Source organism: Deinococcus misasensis DSM 22328 (assembly GCF_000745915.1).
Classification (GTDB): Bacteria; Deinococcota; Deinococci; order Deinococcales; family Deinococcaceae; genus Deinococcus_C; species Deinococcus_C misasensis.
Genome location: NZ_JQKG01000005.1, coordinates 45,589 through 66,557, shown reverse-complemented (window position 1 = coordinate 66,557; position 20,969 = coordinate 45,589). Strand labels below are relative to the sequence as shown.

General features: G+C 55.0%; 14 protein-coding genes. 11 read left to right on the top strand and 3 right to left on the bottom strand.

What is annotated here, in order from left to right:
• Nucleotides 1-18: 18 nt before the first annotated feature.
• A complete protein-coding gene (locus Q371_RS05565) occupies nucleotides 19-1,620 on the top strand; it encodes a S8 family serine peptidase (protein ID WP_034337300.1) in 1,602 nt (533 codons plus the stop codon).
• A 68-nt stretch (nucleotides 1,621-1,688) separates the two neighbouring features.
• Here Q371_RS05565 and pgi read toward each other — a convergent pair whose 3' ends face one another.
• The gene (gene pgi / locus Q371_RS05560; protein WP_034337297.1) at nucleotides 1,689-3,311 is read right to left on the bottom strand and encodes a glucose-6-phosphate isomerase; all 1,623 of its coding nucleotides are present in this window, start codon (nucleotides 3,309-3,311) and stop codon (nucleotides 1,689-1,691) included.
• A 441-nt stretch (nucleotides 3,312-3,752) separates the two neighbouring features.
• On the opposite strand from pgi, the gene Q371_RS05555 reads away from it, so the two are divergent.
• Nucleotides 3,753-5,459, top strand: a complete 1,707-nt coding sequence (locus tag Q371_RS05555; RefSeq protein WP_034337295.1) for a MutS-related protein — start codon at nucleotides 3,753-3,755, stop codon at nucleotides 5,457-5,459.
• 21 nt (nucleotides 5,460-5,480) lie between these two features.
• Here Q371_RS05555 and Q371_RS25400 read toward each other — a convergent pair whose 3' ends face one another.
• The gene (locus Q371_RS25400; protein ID WP_051963358.1) at nucleotides 5,481-7,325 is read right to left on the bottom strand and encodes a hybrid sensor histidine kinase/response regulator; all 1,845 of its coding nucleotides are present in this window, start codon (nucleotides 7,323-7,325) and stop codon (nucleotides 5,481-5,483) included.
• A 313-nt stretch (nucleotides 7,326-7,638) separates the two neighbouring features.
• Here Q371_RS25400 and Q371_RS25395 point away from each other — a divergent pair, with 313 nt between their 5' ends.
• The 5 genes from Q371_RS25395 (at nucleotide 7,639) to Q371_RS05525 (ending at nucleotide 12,815) form a co-directional block, all read left to right on the top strand.
• Nucleotides 7,639-8,904, top strand: a complete 1,266-nt coding sequence (locus Q371_RS25395) for an ATP-binding protein (RefSeq protein WP_051963356.1) — start codon at nucleotides 7,639-7,641, stop codon at nucleotides 8,902-8,904.
• Nucleotides 8,901-10,937, top strand: coding sequence for a sensor histidine kinase (locus Q371_RS25390; protein ID WP_051963354.1), 2,037 nt, complete (start codon nucleotides 8,901-8,903; stop codon nucleotides 10,935-10,937). Before Q371_RS25395 ends, Q371_RS25390 begins: the two co-directional genes overlap by 4 nt.
• Nucleotides 10,934-11,374, top strand: a complete 441-nt coding sequence (locus tag Q371_RS05535; RefSeq protein ID WP_245618240.1) for a response regulator — start codon at nucleotides 10,934-10,936, stop codon at nucleotides 11,372-11,374. The genes Q371_RS25390 and Q371_RS05535 overlap by 4 nt, the downstream gene beginning before the upstream one ends.
• Before the next feature lie 265 nt (nucleotides 11,375-11,639).
• Nucleotides 11,640-11,894, top strand: a complete 255-nt coding sequence (locus tag Q371_RS05530; protein ID WP_034337289.1) for a hypothetical protein — start codon at nucleotides 11,640-11,642, stop codon at nucleotides 11,892-11,894.
• 108 nt (nucleotides 11,895-12,002) lie between these two features.
• Nucleotides 12,003-12,815 (top strand): glycoside hydrolase family 16 protein, encoded by an 813-nt coding sequence (locus tag Q371_RS05525; protein WP_051963352.1) that lies wholly within the window; start codon nucleotides 12,003-12,005, stop codon nucleotides 12,813-12,815.
• A 45-nt stretch (nucleotides 12,816-12,860) separates the two neighbouring features.
• On the opposite strand, the gene acnA is transcribed toward Q371_RS05525, so the two are convergent.
• A complete protein-coding gene (acnA, locus tag Q371_RS05520; RefSeq protein ID WP_034337287.1) occupies nucleotides 12,861-15,566 on the bottom strand; it encodes an aconitate hydratase AcnA in 2,706 nt (901 codons plus the stop codon).
• A 696-nt stretch (nucleotides 15,567-16,262) separates the two neighbouring features.
• On the opposite strand from acnA, the gene Q371_RS05515 reads away from it, so the two are divergent.
• The 4 genes from Q371_RS05515 (at nucleotide 16,263) to Q371_RS05500 (ending at nucleotide 20,941) form a co-directional block, all read left to right on the top strand.
• Nucleotides 16,263-18,176, top strand: a complete 1,914-nt coding sequence (locus Q371_RS05515; protein WP_084571260.1) for a heavy metal translocating P-type ATPase — start codon at nucleotides 16,263-16,265, stop codon at nucleotides 18,174-18,176.
• Nucleotides 18,177-18,458: 282 nt separating this feature from the next.
• Nucleotides 18,459-18,812 (top strand): hypothetical protein, encoded by a 354-nt coding sequence (locus tag Q371_RS05510; RefSeq protein WP_034337554.1) that lies wholly within the window; start codon nucleotides 18,459-18,461, stop codon nucleotides 18,810-18,812.
• A 147-nt stretch (nucleotides 18,813-18,959) separates the two neighbouring features.
• The gene (locus Q371_RS05505) at nucleotides 18,960-19,712 is read left to right on the top strand and encodes an SRPBCC family protein (RefSeq protein WP_051963350.1); all 753 of its coding nucleotides are present in this window, start codon (nucleotides 18,960-18,962) and stop codon (nucleotides 19,710-19,712) included.
• On the top strand, nucleotides 19,709-20,941 hold the full coding sequence (locus Q371_RS05500) for a zinc-dependent alcohol dehydrogenase (RefSeq protein ID WP_034337284.1): 1,233 nt from the start codon (nucleotides 19,709-19,711) through the stop codon (nucleotides 20,939-20,941). Before Q371_RS05505 ends, Q371_RS05500 begins: the two co-directional genes overlap by 4 nt.
• Nucleotides 20,942-20,969: the final 28 nt, after the last annotated feature.

Below are 20,969 nucleotides of genomic sequence, written 5' to 3'. Positions count from 1 at the left end.
ATAATTGTAAAGATTCTGATGCATAATCCACATCACAGACCACTGTTTTTGCTGGCTGTCAGCACCCTGATCGTAGGTTGCAACAGCACCATTCTGGTTCCCGCCGACGGACAGGGTGAAGTCACCCTGAACCTTGTGCTTCCTCAAGGTGTGGTGTCCCAGAGGGCACAACCTGAGGGCCTTCCCAACGAGCATCTGGTGACTTTTGCCTCCCGCTCAGAGATGCAGCTTTTCCGTTCTGCCAGTGTGATTTCTCGAAATGCCGAGACAGCACAGGTGCTGGTCAAAACCAACCATCCTGAAACTTTGCAGAACCTCCCAGGTGTGTTGCGGGTTCAGCCCAATTACCGGTATGACAAACTGGCGACCCCCAATGACCCTTACCTGAACACGGCATGGGATCCTCAAAACCCCAACACCAAACAGTGGTACCTGACCCAAATGGGTGCCCAGAGTGCCTGGGACGATCAGGGCACCACCACCCCGGTCAAAGTTGCTGTTCTGGATGATGGCTACACTTTCCACAAAGACTTGAAACCCGAGAGCTTGGATCTGCAACCCATCGGATGCAACACCCAGACTGGCGAAAACTGTCTGAATCCGGCAGACCGCAACGATGACCCTTACTATCAGGATGAGTCTCTTCCTTCGCACAGCATGTCCATCATTGGCCTGATTGCCGCCACCACGAACAATCAGGAGGGGGTGGCTTCGCTGAACTGGAATGGCAACCAGAGTGCTCCCATTCAGGTGGTTCCCATCAACATCTACACCGCCTCCGGAGGATCCAGCACCGACATCATTGCCAAAGGCATCCGCACAGCCATCAAGAAAAACGCCAAAGTCATCAACCTGAGCCTTTGCCTCACCAGTGCCGGGGTGTGCTCCAACACCGTTTCCGATCCTGTGCTGGATCAGGCTTTGAAAGAGGCCAGAGATGCAGGTGTGGTGGTGGTGGCATCGGCTGGAAATTACAACAAACCCTATGTGGGTTATCCAGCCAACAATGCCAACGTGGTCAGTGTTGGAGGCACAGACATCAACAAACAGAAAACCTGGTTCTCGCACTATGGCGGGCGCCTTCGCATGGTGGCCCCTGCTGAAGGCTTGTTGATGTTCCGTGCGGTTGCCGACGCCAACCGCACCGAGCAGTCCACCTACATGCTGAACTCCGGAACAAGTTTCAGTGCTCCTCTGGTGGGTGCTGCTGCAGCTTTGCTGTACAGCAAACGTCCAGAGGCCACATGGGAACAGGTGGTGGGTGCTCTGGTGAACAGCGGAGAGGACCTCACAGATCCCCAGTTCCCAAATGTGAAATTCTTGCGTGTGGACCGAGCTTTGCAAGAGATTACAGGCAATCCTGCTCCGCCACCTCCCCTCAGGAACACCTTCGAAGCCAGAGTGGACATTCCCAGAGCCAACATTTCCACCACTGTGGAGTTTGATTTTCTGGCCAACACCCTGAATGTTTTTTCCAACCGCACCATGGATTCAGGGTTGTATCAGGTGAATGCCCGCATTTACGATCGATTCAATCCATCTGTGACCGTGTACACCTGCTCGGGCAGTTTCTGGGTGAAGCGTGGAGATGTGGTGAACCGCGACATCCAATGCAAATGAACCGTTGACTTCGCTCAAAACAAAAGCTCCTCCCAAATGGAGGAGCTTTTGTTTTGAGCTTTACAGGATCAGCGCAGGTTGCGATAACGGCGAATCAGGTGGTTGGTGCTGCTGTCGTGGTTCAGTGCAGTTGCATCTGCAGATTCCAGCTCAGGGGTGATGCGGTTGGCAAGCACCTTCCCGAGTTCCACGCCCCACTGGTCGAAGCTGTTGATGTCCCAGATCACGCCCTGCACAAACACCTTGTGCTCGTAAAGGGCAATCAGTTGACCCAGCACAAAGGGGGTCAGGCGGGTGGCCAGCAAGGTGTTGGTGGGACGGTTCCCCTCGAAGGTTTTGTGCTGAACAAGGCTGCCCGAGATGCCTTCTGCTGCCACTTCCTCGCTGGTTTTGCCGAAAGCCAGAGCTTCGGTTTGTGCAAAAAAGTTGGCCATCAGGAGGTCATGGTGACGGCCACTGGGATTGAGGCTCTGGGCAAATCCAATGAAGTCAGCAGGGATCAGTTTGGTGCCCTGATGGATCAGCTGGTAGAAGGCGTGCTGGCCGTTGGTGCCGGGTTGTCCCCACACCACAGGTCCGGTCTGGTAATTCACCACTTCGCCGCCCACACGCACGTATTTGCCGTTGCTTTCCATGTCCAGTTGCTGCAGGTAAGCACTGAAGCGGGCAAGGTACTGGTCGTAAGGCAGGATGGCCACGCTCTCTGCACCAAAGAAATTGTTGTACCAGATGCCCAAGAGGCCCATCAAAACAGGCAGGTTGGCTTCCAGAGGAGCGTTCTGGAAGTGCTGGTCCATGGCATGGAAGCCCGAGAGCATGTCACGGAAGTGGTCAGGACCAATGGCGATCATCAGGGACAGACCAATGGCGGAGTCCATGCTGTAACGGCCTCCCACCCAGTCCCAGAAGCCGAACATGTTGTCGGTGTCGATGCCAAACTTGCTGACCTCTTTGGCGTTGGTGGACACAGCCACAAAGTGTTTTGCCACAGCCGCATCATCTTTGAGGCCAGAGAGCAACCAGTTCCGTGCCGAGTGGGCATTGGTCAGGGTCTCGATGGTGGTGAAGGTCTTGCTGGAGACCACAAACAGGGTTTCCTCGGGGTTCAGGCCATGCACGGCTTCTGCAAAGTCGGTCCCGTCCACGTTGGAGACGAATTTGCAGGTGATGCCACGGTTGCTGTAAGCACGCAGGGCTTCGTAAGCCATCACAGGTCCGAGGTCAGACCCACCAATGCCGATGTTGACCACGGTTTTGATGGGCTTGCCGGTGTACCCCAGCCAGCTTCCAGAGCGGACTTTCTCACTGAAGGCAGCCATGCGGTCCAGCACTTCATGGACCTCTGGGACCACATTGACCCCATCTACGATGATTTCTGCACCTTTTGGGGCACGCAGAGCGGTGTGCAGCACGGCACGGTTTTCGGTGGTGTTGATTTTCTCGCCAGAGAACATCGCGGCGCGGTGTTGTTCCAGACCGGCTTCTCTGGCCAGATCCAGCAGCAGTTTGAGGGTCAGGTCATTGACGCGGTTTTTGGAGTAGTCCAGAAACAGACCGTCTGCTTCGGCGGTGAGGCGTTCACCTCGGGTGGGGTCCTGCTGAAACAGTTCGCGCAGGTGAAGGTGCTGAATCTCTTGATAATGCGCCTCAAGGGCTTTCCATGCGGGGAGTTCAGTGGGGTTCTTCAACATGTGTATAATTTACACCAATTCGGTGGGGACTCGAAAAGAAACGTTTGTCACCTGCACCCAGTCCAGAGCCCAACCTTGCATTTTCTGCTCTGGGTGGTGCTTCAACTTGCTTAAACAAGGCCGGGCGCAGTTCAATGCAAAGCTTGAAGTTTGGCCCGTCCACTGAAAAAGCTTTCAGCTCTCAGCCGTCAGCTTTCAGCAAAAAGCCCACCAAAAAGCTTTTGCTTTCGGAGACAGCAAGACCCATAAGCAAAGCCCCTCAGGTTTTCAGATCAAAAGGCAGAAAACTTTTCTTCTGGCTGATGGCTTTCTCCGTTTGCATCGTGACCTGCGACTTTGAGCTTCCCTTGATGCTGGGCTTGTGCTCCAAATCAGCAGCCCGAATCAGGTCCACTTCAAATTACAGAGTTTTGGAAGGCTACCCCCTATGCTGAAAGGCAAATGACACAACCCGGCGACTTGCTTCCCAGAGACCACAGCCTGCTCTGGCCCTCAGAAACCCGGCCCCTGCAAGGCCAGAAACGACACTGGCCCGGCAACAGCATCCGGGACACCGGGCTTGCAGAGCTTTTGCAGCATTTGCAACGTGCCAGTGGGGCTTCCAGTGCGGTGCTCTCAGAAGCCTTGTTGGATTTGTGCACAGACCCTTCTGTGATTTTTTACAGGCAAGAGGTGCTGGAAGATGTCCTCAAAAACCCCAGCCTTGCCCAAGGTTTTCAGGAGGTGATTCCACACATCACCACCCTTACGGATTATGTGGCGAGTCGGGAACGAAGGCTCACCCCACTCCACGAAGTGAGCTGGAGGCTGGGAGAGCTTGAACTGTACTTGCAATGCGTGGAAAGTTTGCTGGGTGTGCTGCAACATCAACCTCTGAAATCTGCTGGTTTGCAGGGTTTGAAAGCAGTGCTGCAATCCCTTCAGGAAGATCCCCAGTTTCAATCCCTGAAACAGGAACTTCCAGAGATGCAGTCCCGGTTTGGTGGGTTGGCCAGCATCAGTATTGGGGTGAATCTGGATGCACAGCTCAAGCCAGAGGAGGCCACCTTGCTGGCGGTGCATGGTGAGCGCTTCAGGGGGGTGCCCATCCTGAAGCGTTTGTTTGGCAGCAAACCCCGCCCCGGACAGTTGGAGGGCATTGGACCCCTCCATGCCCTGCCTTACAAAGAAGACCTGATTGGAGGGGTGGCCATCCAGAGGCACGAACGGCAGGACAACCTGCTCAGTCCGCTTTTTGCAGACCTCACCCGCATTCTGGGCGATGTGGCCCAGCCCATTTCCAAAGCCCTCGGGAAGTACCTGAGTTTGAATGGCAAATTTCTTTCCCGCCTTGAACCCGAGCTGCATTTCTACCTCGGGGCAGCGCGCATCATCCAGCAATTGAAGCAGGCTGGAATGCCCATGTGCAGACCGAGCATCCGTCCCATGCAGGAAAGGGTGTGTCACATCGAGCAGAATTTCAATGTGACGCTGGCTTTGAGGCACCTGAACCGCGATGCTCAGGAACACCTTCCAGAGACCGTCATCACCAACAGGGTGCAGTTTGATGAAACAGGCCGGATCTTCCTGATCACTGGACCCAATCGGGGAGGGAAGACCACCTACACGCAGGCGGTCAGTCTCACCCAGGCGATGTTTCAGGCCGGATGGTACGTTCCGGGTGTCTCGGCAAGCATCAGTCCGGTGGATGCCATTTACACCCACTATCCGATGGAAGAACGTCCTGACCTTGAAACCGGACGCTTTGGCGAAGAGGCCTCACGTCTGGGCGAAATTTTCCAGAAAGCCACCCCTTACAGCCTGATCCTGCTCAATGAATCCCTCACCAGCACCAACCTTTCCGAAAGCCTGTTGCTGGCTGAAGATGTGGTCAAAGGACTGAGGATGCTCGGGGCCAGAGCCATCTTCAACACCCACCTGCATGAACTGGCCCACAAAGCACAACCCATCAACCAGAGCGTGGAGGGCACAGCAGACGTGGTGAGTCTCATTGCAGAGGTGCAGGTTGCAGACTCGGGAGAGGTGCAGCCCACGTACCACCTGCGTCCCGGTTTGCCTCAGGGCATCAGTTATGCCCGACGGATTGCAGACCAGCACGGTATCAGCCTGCACAAAATTGAAGAGGCCCTCAAAAAACGGGGCCTCTGAATGTTGCATCTGTCTGTTGAATCAGTGGGAAGCCACTTCTTTCAGCACCGGAAGGTGCAAGGTCAGGGTGGTGCCCACTCCGAGGGTGCTTTGCAGGGTGATTTTCCCCCCATGCTTTTCCACAATCCACTTGGCGATGGGAAGTCCCAGACCGGTCCCGCCCGGATCTTTTTCTCTGGACAACTGACCCCGATAAAAGCGCTCAAAGATTCTGGGCTGGTCTTCTTCTGCAATCCCCATCCCGGTGTCCGAGACATGGATCAGGGCATGCCTGCCTGTGCTTTCCATGTTCACCCGAATTTCGCCCCCTGCAGGGGTGTACTTGGAGGCGTTGTCCAGCAGGATCACCAGAACCTGCTTCAGGCGGTCATAATCCCCGAGGATGTCCACCTCTGGCAAATCCGACACTTGCAACTGGTGCTCTCGGGTCAGCATGCTGGTGCTCTTGAGGGCATCTTCAAGCACCGAAGACAGATCAAACTCCTCCATGCGAAGTTCGGTTCCAGCGTCCCCTTTCGCCAGAGCGAGCATGTCCTGCACCAAGCGGCTTAAACGGGTGGCTTCTCGGGCGACATCAGCAAGGGCTTCTTCTTTGTCCTCGTCTGCCATGTTGGAGTAACGGTGGATGAGGTCCAGATTTCCCTGAATGGCGGTCAATGGTGCACGCAGTTCGTGGGCTGCGTCGTTCACAAAGCGCTGCTGTGCCTGAGAAATTTCCCTCAGGGCCAACTCGGCTTCTTTCAGGTCGGTGATGTCCACAAGGGTGCCCAGCACTTGTGGGGTAGGCCCTGACAGATCTGCCCGACCACGCGCCATCACCCAGCGGTTGCTGCCATCCAGACGGGGAATGCGGATTTCCAGAGCAAAATCCTGATGGTTTGAGAGGCTGCTTTGCAGGTGTTCCTCAAAACTGGATTGGTCCTCAGGGTGGATGCCCGAGAGCAAATCCTGCAACGAAGGACGCATCGGAAAGTGGTCAAAGCCAAACATGTGGGCGGTCTGGCCCAGCCAGTCGATTTCTCCGGTGCTCGGGTTCCATTTCCAGGTGCCCACTTTTGTGGCTTCCAGGGTGAGGTTGAGCTGGTTCTGGCTTTCTTGCAACAGCAACGCGTCCTGTTTGCTGCGGGTGATGTCGGTGACGGTGATGCCAATCCACAGGATCACGCCGGGTTGGTTGGAGATCGGGTAGATGTTCACCAGATAAAACTCGGCGTGCATGCCCTGTCCGGTGCTGACCTCCACATCCCGAAAAGAACGGCCCGAGAGCAACACCCGTTTGCACATCCACTCCAGTTGCTGCAAGAGGGGACTCGGGATGCTGGAGTAGGAGGTGCCTGCCATGTCGTCCAGTGGAAAGTGGGCAAACTGGGCGAATTTCTCGTTGACATTCAAAAAATTCAGATCGGAGTCCAGCAGGCACATGCCGACCGGGGTTTCCTGAATCATTCTGGAAATCTGCAACTGGGTGCTGACCAGTTGCTCGTTCAGGCGGTGGCGCTCCAGAGCAGAATCAATGGTGCGTTTGAGGGTCTCACTGTCCAGATTGTTTTTGCTGAGGTAATCCAGAGCTCCGGCTTTCAGGGCACTGACCGCAGATTTTTCATCGCCGTTGCCGGTCAGGGTGATCACCACGGTTTTGAGGGGAAGCTGGGAAAGCCTCTCCAGAAAGGTCAGGGCGTTCATGTCGGTCAGGTTGAAATCCAGAAAAATCAATTCTGGTGTGTTCAATGTCAGGGCATGCAGCCCATCCTGTCCACTGGGTGCAACAGTGAATTCGAAGGTGTGGTCAGGCAACCGACGCAATCGCCTGATCAGCAATTCAGAATCATCGGGGTTGTCCTCTACAATCAGAACTTTCAATGTCATGGATCAGACCTTTTTGGGCTTATTGGGTGGCTTTCAGGGGTGCGCATGGCAGTCTCTCTTGAGATTACAGCACATTTCTGAATGCAGCATCGTACCCCATGTGATGTTCTTGTGCCCGAGGCTTGTTATACAATCCGCTGTATTTCAGCTGAAGAAGTGCTAGAGATAGAAGTTTGCCCGTGGTATTTTGTGATGCCCGGCATGCCGGATGTGGAGGTTGCCCTGTGCTTGCCCTGTGTGTTCCGGCCTGTAGCAATTTTTGCTGTTTGAGACTGGAAACTGAATTCAAAATGAGTGTTACAGGAGGTGGGTCATGAACCTGCTCTCTTTGGTGTTTGGTGCGTTGTTTGGATTTGCCCTTGGAAAATGGATGCCCCAGAGGAAAGAGAACCTCGGGGTGTCTCAGCCTGTTGTGCCTTCTGACCACAGTGTATTGCAGGCCCTCAAAGACCTCTCCCATGATGCTTGGTGGGTTTACAACGCGCAGGGAGAGACCGTGGACTGCAACCGCTGTGCCCGTGACCTGCTCTCCCTTGCTCCAGAGCAGGATTTTCCGGATGCCCACAGCCTCAAGCTTTATCTGGCAGACAGTCAGACTGCTGTGACGGCCCTCTGGGAAGAGGTGCTCAAAAGCCCATTTCGCCATGAGGACCGCTGGTTGGAAGTGCAGGAGGTGCGCAAACCCATTCGCCTGTCGGTGCAGCCTCTGGATGGGCAGGGTGTGCTTTTTCTGGTGCAGGACCGCACGGCGGAACTCACCCGAGAAGTGACCGCTTCGGCCTATACGCCAGAGCAACTTCAATCCACCAATGATGCCCTGCATGTTCGCACCGAAGAATTGATGCTCGATTTGCACAAACGCAACCTCGAACTGGAAGCCGCCAACCGCGACCTGCAATCTTTCGCCCACAGTGTGGCACACGACCTGCGTACACCCCTCAGGGGTCTGGATGGGTTCAGTCAGGCTCTGGTGGAAGACTACAGCGAAGTGCTGGATGAAACCGCCAGAGGCTACTTGCAGCGCATCCGCAAGGCCAGTCAACGGATGGGAGACCTTCTCGATGACTTGCTGGACTATTCTCGGGTCACAAGGGCGGCCATGCAGGTCAACTTGCTGGACTTCTCCACATTGACCCAGAAGGTGGCTGCCAGCATGGTCAAAATGGCCCAGCATCCTGTGGATTTGCACATCATGCCCAACATGACCCTCTACGGAGATCCGGGCCTGATGCGCACCCTCATTCACCATTTGCTGACCAACAGCATCAAATTTTCAGTCACCAAGCCCCACCCGAGCATCCATGTGGGGAGCGAAATCCAGCAGGGTCCCTCTGGATCCGAAACGGTGTTTTATGTCAGAGACAATGGGGTGGGATTTGACATGAGGTTTGCAGGACAGATGTTTCAGCCTTTTCACCGCCTGCATGGGCACCAAGAATTTGAAGGCAATGGTATGGGTCTGGCAGTGGTCAAACGCATTGTTGAACGGCATGGAGGCCGCATCTGGGCCGAAGGGGCTCTGGATTCAGGGGCAACCATTTACTTCACGTTGCCCACCCCTGCAAAGGAGGAGGCATGATCCGCTCTGCACCCCAGACCAATCCCCTGCCTTTTTCTGCTGACTGGTTGGCAAGATTTGCAGGGTGTGCTGTGCTTTTCATGGGACTCTGGGTGCTGGTGGGATGGAAACTGAACCCAGAGTGGCAGCAAACCACCCTCACCCTCATGAATCCGCTCACCGCCTTGAATTTTGTGTTGACCGCCATTGCCCTCTTGCTGGTGAGTGGAGAACGGACCACATGGCGACCTCTGGTGATTCTGATTTCGGTGCTTCAGATTGTTTTTGGAGCCATGGTGTGTGTTTCTTGGATCACCCAGCAAGATTTCCGGCTGGATGATTTGCTCTTTCAGACCTTCTACAACAACCCGGATTTGAAGACCAACAACATTGCGGTGCCCACGGCTCTGGGCTTTGTGATGCTGGGGTTTTCTCTGGCCATCATGGATGTGCGTCGGGATGAACGCAGATGGCCTGCAGAAGTGCTGGTTTTTGTGGTGTTTCTGCTGTCCATCTTTTCCATTCTGGCTTACCTGTTTGGCATCACGGGTCTGACCTTCATGGGTTGGAAAGCCCAGATGGCCCTCAGCACAGCCAACACTTTTGTCTTGCTGTGTTTTGGTTTCTGGTGTGCCAGAGCCGATTGGAGCATCGTCAACCTGATGCGCCAGAGAACCGCTGGTGGGGCTGTGGTTCGCCGTTTGATTCCAGCGGCCATTCTGGTGCCTGCCCTCTTGTCGTGGCTCAGGTATCAGGGGATTTACTACAACCTGTTTGGCATGGATTTTGGAGCCATTCTGGTTTCGGTCAGCAACATTGCCGTGTTCACCCTGATGGTGTATTACCTCGGGTGGTCATTGCACCGCACCGACTTGCAACAGCAAGAGGCCGTGCAGAAACTCAAAGACAGTGAGGTGCGGTACCGCGTTCTCACGGAATCGGCCCACGATGCCATCATCACCTTGGATGCCAAAGGCACCATCCTGAGCTGGAACCGCCATGCGCGTGAGCTGTATGGCTACACCGAAGAGGAGGTGCTGGGCCAGAATGCAGGCATGCTCAACCCCCCAGAGGTGCGCGAGCAGCAAGCAAGCCAACCTCAACCCACCGAAGCTCCCGAGATTGCCATGACGCTGGAAGCTGTTAACCTGAAAAAAGACGGAACCCGTTTTCCTGTGGAGGCCTCTCTGGCCCACTGGGACATTCCAGAAGGCCGTTTTTACACCGCCATCGTCCGTGACATCACCGAGCGCAAAAAGTCTGAAGAACAGCTCAAGGAACTCAATGCTTCTCTGAATGAACGGGCACAGGAACTGAACCGCGACCTGATCACCAAAGCACAGGAATTGGAATTCATCAACAAAGAACTGGAGGCGTTTGCCTTCAGTGTTTCACACGATTTGCGTGCTCCACTGCGCAGCCTCAACGGGTTCAGTCAGGCACTGCTGGAGGATTACCACGATCAACTGGATGAAACCGCGCAGGACTATCTGGACCGCATCAAAAAGAACAGTGACCGCATGGCCCGCCTGATTGATGACATCCTGCACCTGTCCCGCATTTCCCGCACGGAGATGCGCTACCAGCAGGTGGACCTGTCTGCTCTGGCAGAGAGCGTCATGGAAGATTTGCAATTTGCAGATCCCCAGAGGGAAGTCACCCTTCAGATTCAGCCGAACCTGAAAGCCGTTGGAGATCCCACCTTGCTGAGGGTTGTGCTTCAAAACCTGCTGGGAAATGCATGGAAGTTCACTTCCAAAACCCCATCCCCACGCATAGAATTTGGCAAGTTGCCTGATGACCCCAGAGGGGTGTTTTATGTCGCGGACAACGGTGCAGGTTTTGACATGCAAAACATGGAACGCCTTTTTGGGGTGTTCCAGAGGCTTCACAAGAACGCAGACTTTGAAGGCACGGGTGTGGGACTCGCCAGTGTTCAACGGGTGGTCCACCGCCATGGTGGCAAAGTGTGGGCACAGGGTGAAGTGGGCAAAGGAGCCACCTTCTTCTTCACCCTCGGACAGCATCAAGAAAGAACAGGAGCATGGGAATGAAAAAAGTGGTTTTGCTGGTTGAAGACAACGAAGACGATGAGCTTTTGACGCTCAGGGCATTCAAAAAAAGCCGTCTGGCCAATGAAGTGATTGTGGTGCGCGATGGTGTGGAAGCGGTGGAATACCTTTTCTGTGAAGGTCAATATGCCCACCGCGATCCCACCGACTTGCCCCACCTGATTTTGCTGGACCTGAAATTGCCCAAAATGAACGGTCTGGAGGTCCTTGAACGCATCCGCCAGAGTGAGGCCACCCGCCTGATTCCCGTGGTGATCCTGACCTCTTCCAAGCAGGACGAGGACATGGTGCTCAGTTACAACCTCGGGGCCAACAGTTACATCCGCAAACCCGTGGATTTTGAGCACTTCATGGATGCAACCCTGCAACTCGGGATGTACTGGTTGGTCCTCAACGAATACCCTCCCCGCCAGGAATGAATTTCTTTCTGAATTTCTCCAACTGAAGTTTCTGAAAACAGGAGCAAGATGTGCATCAACAGCATCTTGCTCCTCAGTTGTTTTACGGATGCAGGAGTCCGCAAGATCTGCCACAATGAATTGAAACTTGAGGGACAAATGTTCTGAAAGTGTAACCTTATACTGGAACACAGAGCTTTACCCCGAGAAGCCTACCCCCGACTCAGCACAATCCCAATCTGCAACCTGACCGCTGTTCGTGCCCCCGATCCCAGCGAGGTGTCCCATGAAACCCTTACAACCCGAAATCCATTTTTCCGAAGCTTTCACCGCCATTCGCACCGCTGAACGCCTGCTTGCAGAAGCCCGTTTCTACACAGTCAGCGAACCTGCTCTGGCCACCAAACTGCTGCGCTCCGCCCGAGAAGAACTCCGCCATGTGCTCAGTTTTGCTCAGGACGGCCACCAGGACACCGCCCGCATTGAACGGGCCATTCAAGAAATTGAAAAAATGGGCAACATGCGCCCCACTCTGGCCTGACCCTGCTGTGCATTGACCCGGTTCTTGAACAGGACCGGGTTTTTATTGCTCAGACTTTTCGTTTTTTACAGATTGACTCACCATCATTTCGCCTTTATATTAAAAACCATGACCGACCAGAGGCCCTCCTCAGATGTGCCAGAAAAGCAGGGACACCAGCTTGAATTTTCAGATGACTTCGATCAGGGCACGCTGGACTCCAGCAAATGGCTTGCTGTTTACCTGCCTCAGTGGAGTTCAGCAGCACTTTCCAGACCGCAGTACCGCTTTCAGGAAAGCAGTCTGTTTTTACAAATCACCAAGGACCAGAAGCCGTGGAACCCCGAGTTCAACGGAGACATCCGCGTGTCCAACCTGCAAACCGGATGCTTCTCTGGTCCCCTTGGAAGCAAAGAGGGCCAGCACCGTTTTGCCAAAGGTCTGACCGTCAAAGAGGCCCAGAGCCCAGTGCAGCTTTACACCCCCCAGTACGGCTTTTTCGAGGTGCGCATGAAAGCCGTGCCGATTCCCGGTTACCTTGCTGCCCTCTGGATGATTGGTTTTGAGTCCCACCCAGAGCAGTCTGCAGAAATCTGCATCTGCGAAATCTTCGGCACAGGCATGACCGAAAACACCGCAGAGGTAGGGTATGGGGTGCATCCTTTCTCAGACCCCCACATCACCGATGAATTTTACGTGGACACCCTGCCCATCAATGCTGCAGAATTCCACACCTACGCCATCGACTGGACCCCCACCCACATTGATTTCTTTGTGGATGGTGTCAAGATCCGCACCATCCACCAGTCACCCAATTACCCCATGCAGTTCATGCTGAACCTCTATGAATTGCCCCACCAGATCAATGAACATTCCAGAGCGGACCTCTGGCCGAAAGAGATGGAAGTGGATTTTATGCGGGGCTGGAGAAAAATTCAATGAAAAAATCCCCTCTGGACGTCCAGAGGGGATTCTGATTTACGGCTCTTAAGCCTGAACGCCAGACTTGAGCAACTGACGCAGCACGGTTTGCAGGATGCCACCGTTGCGGTAGTAGTCGATTTCCACAGGGGTGTCGATGCGGCAGGTCACGATGATCTCGCGCTTGTTGCCTTCTTTGTCGGTCAGGCGCACTTTGATGTCCTGACGGGGCTTCAGGTCCTCGGGGATGTCGAAATCGAAGATCTCGTCGCCCTGAATGCCCATGGACTCGGCGTTTTCGCCGGACTTGAATTGCAGGGGCAGCACGCCCATGCCCACCAGGTTGCTGCGGTGGATGCGCTCGAAGGACTCGGCGATCACGGCTTTCACGCCCAGCAGGAAGGTGCCTTTGGCGGCCCAGTCACGGCTGGAACCCATGCCGTAGTCTTTGCCAGCCACCACCACGAGGGGGGTGCCAGAGGCTTTGTACTTCTCGGAGGCCTCGTAAACGGTGGTGACTTCGCCGGTGGGGAAGTAGGTGGTGAAACCGCCTTCGGTGCCGGGAGCCAGCTGGTTTTTCAGGCGGATGTTGGCGAAGGTGCCACGGGTCATCACGCGGTCGTTGCCACGGCGAGAACCGTAACTGTTGAAGTCTTTGGGCTCGACGCCAGCAGCCATCAGGAACTTGCCTGCGGGGGTGTTGCCTTTGAAGGAACCTGCGGGGCTGATGTGGTCGGTGGTCACGGAGTCCCCGAGTTTCAGCAGCAGGCGTCCACCTTCGATGGGCTGGATGGGACCGGGCTCACCAGCAAGACCCTCGAAGAAGGGGGGGTTCTGGATGTAGGTGGAGTCTTCGTCCCACTCGAACAGTTCGCCTTCGGTGATGGGGATGTTGTTCCACATCTGGTTGGACTTCTCGATGCCTTCGTAGACCTTGCGGAACATTTCGGCATTGATGGTCTGGTCCATGATGTCCTGAATTTCCTGGGTGGTGGGCCAGATGTCTTTCAGGTACACGGGGTTGCCGTCTTTACCCAGACCGATCATCTCGGTGGCAATGTCCTTGGCGACGGTGCCGAACAGGGCGTAAGCCACCACGAGGGGAGGGGAGGCCAGGTAGTTGGCTTTGATGTGGGGGTTGATGCGGCCTTCGAAGTTGCGGTTGCCAGAGAGCACAGAAGCGGCCACGAGGTCGGCTTCTTGAATGGCGTCCACAATGCGCTCGGGAAGGGGACCGGAGTTGCCGATGCAGGTCATGCAGCCGTAACCCACGGTGTTGAAGCCGATCAGGTCAAGGTACTGTTGCAGGCCAGCAGCATTCAGGTACTCGGTCACCACGCGGCTTCCAGGGGCCAGAGAGGTCTTCACCCAGGGCTTGCTGGTGAGGCCTTTTTCAACGGCTTTTTTGGCCACCAGACCGGCAGCGATCAGCACGCTGGGGTTGGAGGTGTTGGTGCAGGAGGTGATGGAGGCAAGGGTCACTGCGCCGTGGCCGATCTGGATGTCGGTTCCGGTGATGGTGCCTTTGGCGTCCAGTTTCTCTTCACTCAGTTCGAAGCCGCGCTCTTTGACGGGAGCGGTCAGGGCGTGGTTGAACACCGAAGCCATGTCATCGAGGTTCACGCGGTCCTGAGGGCGCTTGGGTCCAGCCAGAGAAGGCTTGACGGTGCCGAGGTCCAGTTCGATGCTCTGGGTGAAGATGGGATCTTCCAGATCGTCGGTGCGGAACATGCCTTGCGCTTTGTGGTATTTCTCCACCAATTCCACTTCGTCTTCCAGACGACCAGTGCGGCGCAGGAAGCGCAGGGCTTCGTCATCGACAGGGAAGAAGCCGATGGTGGCACCGTACTCGGGGGCCATGTTGGCGATGGTGGCACGGTCTTGCAGGGTCATGTTGGACAGACCGGGGCCGTAGAACTCCACGAATTTGCCCACCACGTTGGTTTTGCGCAGGATTTCGGTGACGGTCAGGGCAAGGTCGGTGGCGGTGGCACCCTCGGGGAGGGCACCGGTGATTTTGAAGCCCACCACTTCAGGCATCAGCATGTAGATGGGTTGACCGAGCATCACAGCTTCGGCTTCGATGCCACCCACGCCCCAGCCCACGATGCCCAGACCGTTGATCATGGTGGTGTGGGAGTCGGTGCCGACCAGAGAGTCAGGGAACACCACAACGCCGTCGTCCTCGGGACGGTCTTGGACGCCTTTGGCGAGGTACTCCAGGTTCACCTGGTGCACAATGCCGGAAGCAGGGGGAACCACACCGAAGTTGTCGAAGGCTTGCTGGCCCCATCTGAGGAACTCGTAACGCTCGTTGTTGCGCTCGAATTCCAGTTCCATGTTCTTGATCAGGGCAAGGTCAGAGCCGAACTCGTCCACTTGCACGGAGTGGTCGATGACCAGATCCACAGGAATCAGGGGGTTGATTTTCTTGGGATCGCCGCCCATTTTCACCATGGCGGTGCGCATGGCAGCAAGGTCCACGACGGCAGGCACCCCGGTGAAATCCTGAAGGATCACGCGGGCAGGTTTGAAGGGGATTTCGATTTCTTCGTTCTGGGGCTTCCAGTTGGCCACGTTTTTCACGTCGTCTTGGGTGACGTCGTAATCGTTGGCCTCTCTGAGGACGCTTTCCAGCAGGACTTTGATGGAGAAGGGCAGACGGGAAATGTCATGCCCGAGTTCTTTCAGTTTGTCGAGGCGGTAGTAGTAGAGTTTCTGACCGTTTTGTTCGGTGAGCACTTCTCTAGCGCCAAACAGGTTCTTCGCCATGGATGTGATCCTCCTCTAAGAGCAGGGGTGTTCCTGCCTTGTTAGCTTGCTTATTTATGATACGTCTTCCTGTCTGAGATGCGCTGAAAACCCTTGGTTTTTTGTTGTCACTAAATGAGGTACATTTAACCCCATTCAATCATTCTTCAACCCTGATTGGAACAGGAAAAATCGGTTTGGTCTTGCTGTACCTTGCTGCCACAGTGGATGCGCTTCAAAGGTTTGGCCTCCAGTCCAGTGGAGCACCCTTTATGCATGAAAATTCAAAGCCCAGTAGGGGTATCTTTAGAGCTTTGACAGAAGAATAAAACCTTGTCTCTCTGGAAAGGGTTTCTTGAAATACAAGGATTCATTTGAATCCTTGTATTTCACTGATAAACGCTGTAGAGCTTTTGTACCCCTATACAAGCTTGACTGAACATTCATCTGAAGCAGATGGGTTTGATCTGACAGTTCGCAGGCATCCCCAAACGGAACAATGGGAGAAACATCTTGCAGGACACAGGATGTTTGGCTCTGGGAAACAGCAGGGGATGGGGGTTACGCTGAACCCATCTGAAGCCACATTCTTGAGATTCCCGAGTGCATCCATTGGCTTACTGCGTTGAGTTGCAGGTGGGATCGGAGTAAAATCTTATTGAGAATGATTCCTGATAAGAATCGATCATGCATCCACAGTTCAGAAAGGATTTCACCATGCAAAACACCCGGACTCTACCCTCCGTGAACAATCCAAAACCCATGCTGGACGCCGGAACACGCAGGGGTTTCCTGCTCACTGGCCTGACTTTGCTGGGTTTGCTCATCGGTTGGATTTTCAAAGACATTCAGTGGCTTTCTTACACAGGTTACACGCTGGCCTTCCTGACCGGAGGGATCCCCGCAGCCAGAGAAGCCATCTCTGAACTGGTCAAAGAACGCAAGCTGGACGTGGACCTCCTGATGGTGCTTGCGGCTCTGGGGGCTGCCAGCATCGGAGAAGCCAGGGATGGAGCCATTTTGCTGTTCCTGTTCAGCCTGTCCAACACCCTGCAAGACTGGGCGATGGGACGCACCAAACGGGCCATCGAAGCCCTGATGGACCTCAACCCGGATGGGGCCACCCTCCGCAGAAACGGCTCAGTGGTCTGGATGAAACTCGAAGACATCCAACCCGGAGATGTCCTGATCGTCAAACCCGGCGAGCGCATCGCAGCAGACGCGAAACTCCTGCAAGGCCAAACTTCCGTAGACGAAAGCCCGATCACTGGAGAAAGCCTTCCCATCGACAAACAGGTGGGCAGTTTGCTGTTCTCTGGGACGGTCAATCTGAACGGTTCCATTGAAGCAGAGGTGATCAAACCTGCTGGAGAGAGCACCCTTGCCAAGCTGATCGAACTGGTGGAAAAAGCCGAGCACGAAAAAAGCCCCACCGAAACCCTTGCAGAAAAGTGGGAAAGCCCTTATGCCACAGTGGTCCTGATCAGTGTGCCTGTGGTGTTTGCAGTGCTGCATTATCTGTTCAATCTGCCCATCGGAGACGCATGGTACCGGGCCATGACTTTCATGGTGGTCGCCAGTCCCTGTGCGGTGGTCATCAGCACCCCCGCCGTGATGCTCAGTGCCATGGCTGCCAGTGCCAGAGCAGGTGTCCTCTTCAAATCCAGTGCGGCTTTGGAGGTGCTGGGCCGGGTCAAAACCATCGCTCTGGACAAAACCGGAACCCTGACCCACGGCAAAATGCGCCTCACCGATGTGCAGCATGTGGCAGGCAACGAAACCGAAAACTGGCAGGGCATCCATGCTCTGGAAACCCACAGTGAACACCCTGTGGCTGTGGCCGTGGTACAGCACGTCAAAAGTCTGAGCCTGACCTCGGGCAGTGAACTGCAAAACACTGAAGCAGTGCCTGGATATGGCATTCAGGGCAACTTGCAAGGTCAGATTTTCTGGGCCGGAACCCGCAAAATGGCCGAACGCATGAATGCTCCGCTTTCTGCTGAGCAGGAAACCACCCTGACCCAGTGGGAAAATCAGGGCAAAAGCACCATCATTTATGGTGTCGGCAGTCAGGTGCGCGTGCTCCTCGGGGTGGCCGACACCCTGCGCGAAGATGCCCGAGAAATGATTCACGAGCTGGATCAATTGGGTGTGAAAACCGTCATGCTGACCGGAGACCGTACAGGGGTCGCTCAGGAAATTGCCCGGCAGGTGGGCCTTTCAGACTTCCGTGCTGAACTCCTCCCAGAGCACAAACTGGATGTGATCAAATCGCTTCCAGCCCCCAATGCCCACGTGGGAGATGGGGTCAACGATGCCCCAGCCTTGAATGCTGCCAGCATTGGCATTTCGCTGGCCAGTGGCACAGACATCGCCATGGAAAGCGCCGATGTGGTCCTGATGAACGGCGACCTGACCCGCCTCTCTGGAGCCGTCAAACTGGCCCGCAAAGCCAACCAGACTGTGGTTTTCAATCTGGTGTTTGCTTTCTCCATCATTGTGGTGGTGGGAATCCTGAGCATCTTCGGCAAAGTGCCGCTTCCTCTGGGTGTGATTGCCCACGAAGGGGGAACAGTCTTTGTGGTGTTCATGGGTCTCAGGCTTTTGACCCAGAGGTTGAAGTCAAGATAAACAAAATCAAACAGGCTTTTGATTTGCGCAACATCGCCTTGATCCACCAAAGGTGATGTTGTCTTCTTTTTAAAGTGTTTTTGTCTTATTCAGTTGAGCTACAGGTGTGCCTTTTCCTTCTCTCACCTGACCCAAACATGAAGGTCGTTCGGGTTTTCGTACATTCTTGCTTGATGTCATGCTGTTACCCTGAAATTCGATCTGCTGTGACCTGATCAAAACAGGATGCAGTCTTTTGACATCCAAGGTCAGATGCAAATGACAGAATTTCAGGAGGACACCATGAAAGCAAAGAAAATGGCCCGAGCCCTCGGGTACTTCAGTCTGGCTCTGGGGGCCTTTGAAACCTTGTTTCCCGGCAAACTGAATGGTTTTCTGGGGATTGACAACCGCAAACGCCTCACCCGTGCTTACGGCATCCGGGAAATCACCGCAGGAGCAGGTTTGCTGATGCAACCCAAACCCACCCTCTGGCAATGGTCAAGGGTGGCCGGGGATGTGCTGGACCTGACCAGTCTGGGTCTGGCCGCACGCAGAAAAGATGCCTCCAGAGGCCGACTTGCTGCCGCTTTTGGTCTGGTCGCTGCCATCACTGTGCTGGATGTGCTGTGTGCCAGAGGTTTGCAAGAAGAATAACCCCACCCCTTCAGGGGTCACAGCAGGATTCAAACCCTTGAGCAAAAGCACGCTGTGTCTTGCTGTGAACTGAAAACTGTCCACTGAAAATTTTCGCAAACGGGCAACCTCCCTCACGGCAGGTGGCTCACATCCATAGGAGGATGCATGACCGCATTGAAACCCAACACCCGGCGCATCAGCGACCAGAACGCCAGTCCTGCTGAACGCATCGTTTTTGGCAGCCTTGGGGCAGGTTTGATCCTGCTCAGTTTGAAACGCACCGGACGCATGAAAGCCTTGCTTGGCATGGGTGGTGCCCTCATGGTGTCCAGTGCCGCGATGGGCAAAAGCCCTTACAATGGCCTGCTGAAAATCCGTCGCACCGAAAGCAACGACATCAAAGTGGACAAAGCCGTCACCATTGGGGTGTCGGTGGAAGAGATCTATGGTTTCTGGCGCAAACTGGAAAACCTGCCCCGGTTCATGAGCCATCTTGAAACCGTAGAAGAAAAAGACGAAAAACTGTCCCACTGGGTCGCCAAGGCTCCGGCAGGCACCCATGTTTCATGGGATGCCGAGATTCTGGAAGATGTGCCCAACGAGCGCATTGCCTGGCGTTCTGTGGAAGGTTCCATCGTGCCCAACGAAGGCTACGTGGAATTCAAAGCTGCCCCTCAGGGCCGTGGCACCGAGGTCAAGGTCAGCCTGATTTACCATCCGCCAGCAGGCACTCTGGGTGCAGGTGTGGCCCGCCTGTTTGGTGAGGAGCCTTCCCAGCAGATCGAACATGACCTGCGCCGACTGAAACGTCTCTTGGAAGTGGGCCTCGAACCCACCACCGATGGTCAGTCCTCTGGTCGCAAAGGTGGGATTGCTCAGGGCATTGCCCAGATGTTTGACAGCCGGAGGACCTCATGAAGGCTCTGGTCTGGCAAGGGGTGAACCGTGTGGGCATTGAAACGGTACCGGATCCCCAGATCCTGCAACCCACCGATGCGATTGTGAAAGTCACCTCCACTGCGATCTGTGGATCGGATTTGCACTTGCTGGATGGATACGTCCCGAGCATGGTGCACGGCGACATCCTCGGGCATGAATTCATGGGTGAAGTGGTGGAGGTCGGCAGCGAAGTCAAGAAAATCAAAGTGGGGGACAGGGTGATTGTGCCGTTCCCGATCAGTTGTGGTCACTGTTGGTACTGTCAGCAAGGTTTGACTTCCCTGTGTGACAACAGCAACCCCAACTTCAAACTGGCAGAAACCATGTGGGGACACTCTCCAGCAGGGATTTACGGGTATTCCCACATCACTGGCGGATATGCCGGAGGTCAAGCCCAGTACGCCCGCACGGTCTTTGCAGACACCAACCTCTTTAAAGTGCCGGATCATCTTTCCGATGATCAGTTGCTCTTTTTGACCGACATCTTCCCCACAGGTTACATGGCTGCCGAAAATTGCAACATCACGCCCGGAGACACTGTGGCGGTGTTCGGATGTGGTCCGGTGGGACAGTTCACCATCCGCAGTGCCTTCTTGCTGGGTGCAGAACAGGTGATCGCCATTGACCGCTTCCCAGAGCGTCTGGACCTTGCCCGTCAGGCCGGAGCCATCACCCTGAACTACGAGCAGGAAGATGTCTTTGAAAAGCTGAAAATCCTGACCGGTGGCCGTGGCCCGGACAGTGTGGTGGACGCTGTGGGCATGGAAGCCCACGGCAACGGACTGATGGGTGTTGCCGACGCCGTCAAGCAAACCACCCGCTTGCTGGAAACCGAGCGCCCTCACGCCCTCCGTGCAGCCATCATGGCCTGCAGAAAAGGGGGAACCGTCAGTGTGCCCGGCGTTTATGGTGGATTGGGAGACAAGATTCCTCTGGGTTCCCTGATGAACAAGGCCCTGACCATGCACACCGGGCAAACCCACGTCCACAGGTATCTGGACAAACTGTTGCAGCACATCCTCAATGGAGACATTGACCCTTCGGTGATCATCACCCACCGGATGCCTCTGGATGATGCCCCGCAAGCCTACAAAATCTTCAAGCACAAGCACGAAAACTGCATCAAATGCGTGCTTGATCCATGGGCAGACCACTCGCAGCATGCAGATGAAGCTCCAAAAGACACTACAGAGCCTGTTCAGCAGTAAAATCCTATTCCAGCAAAACACCACAAAA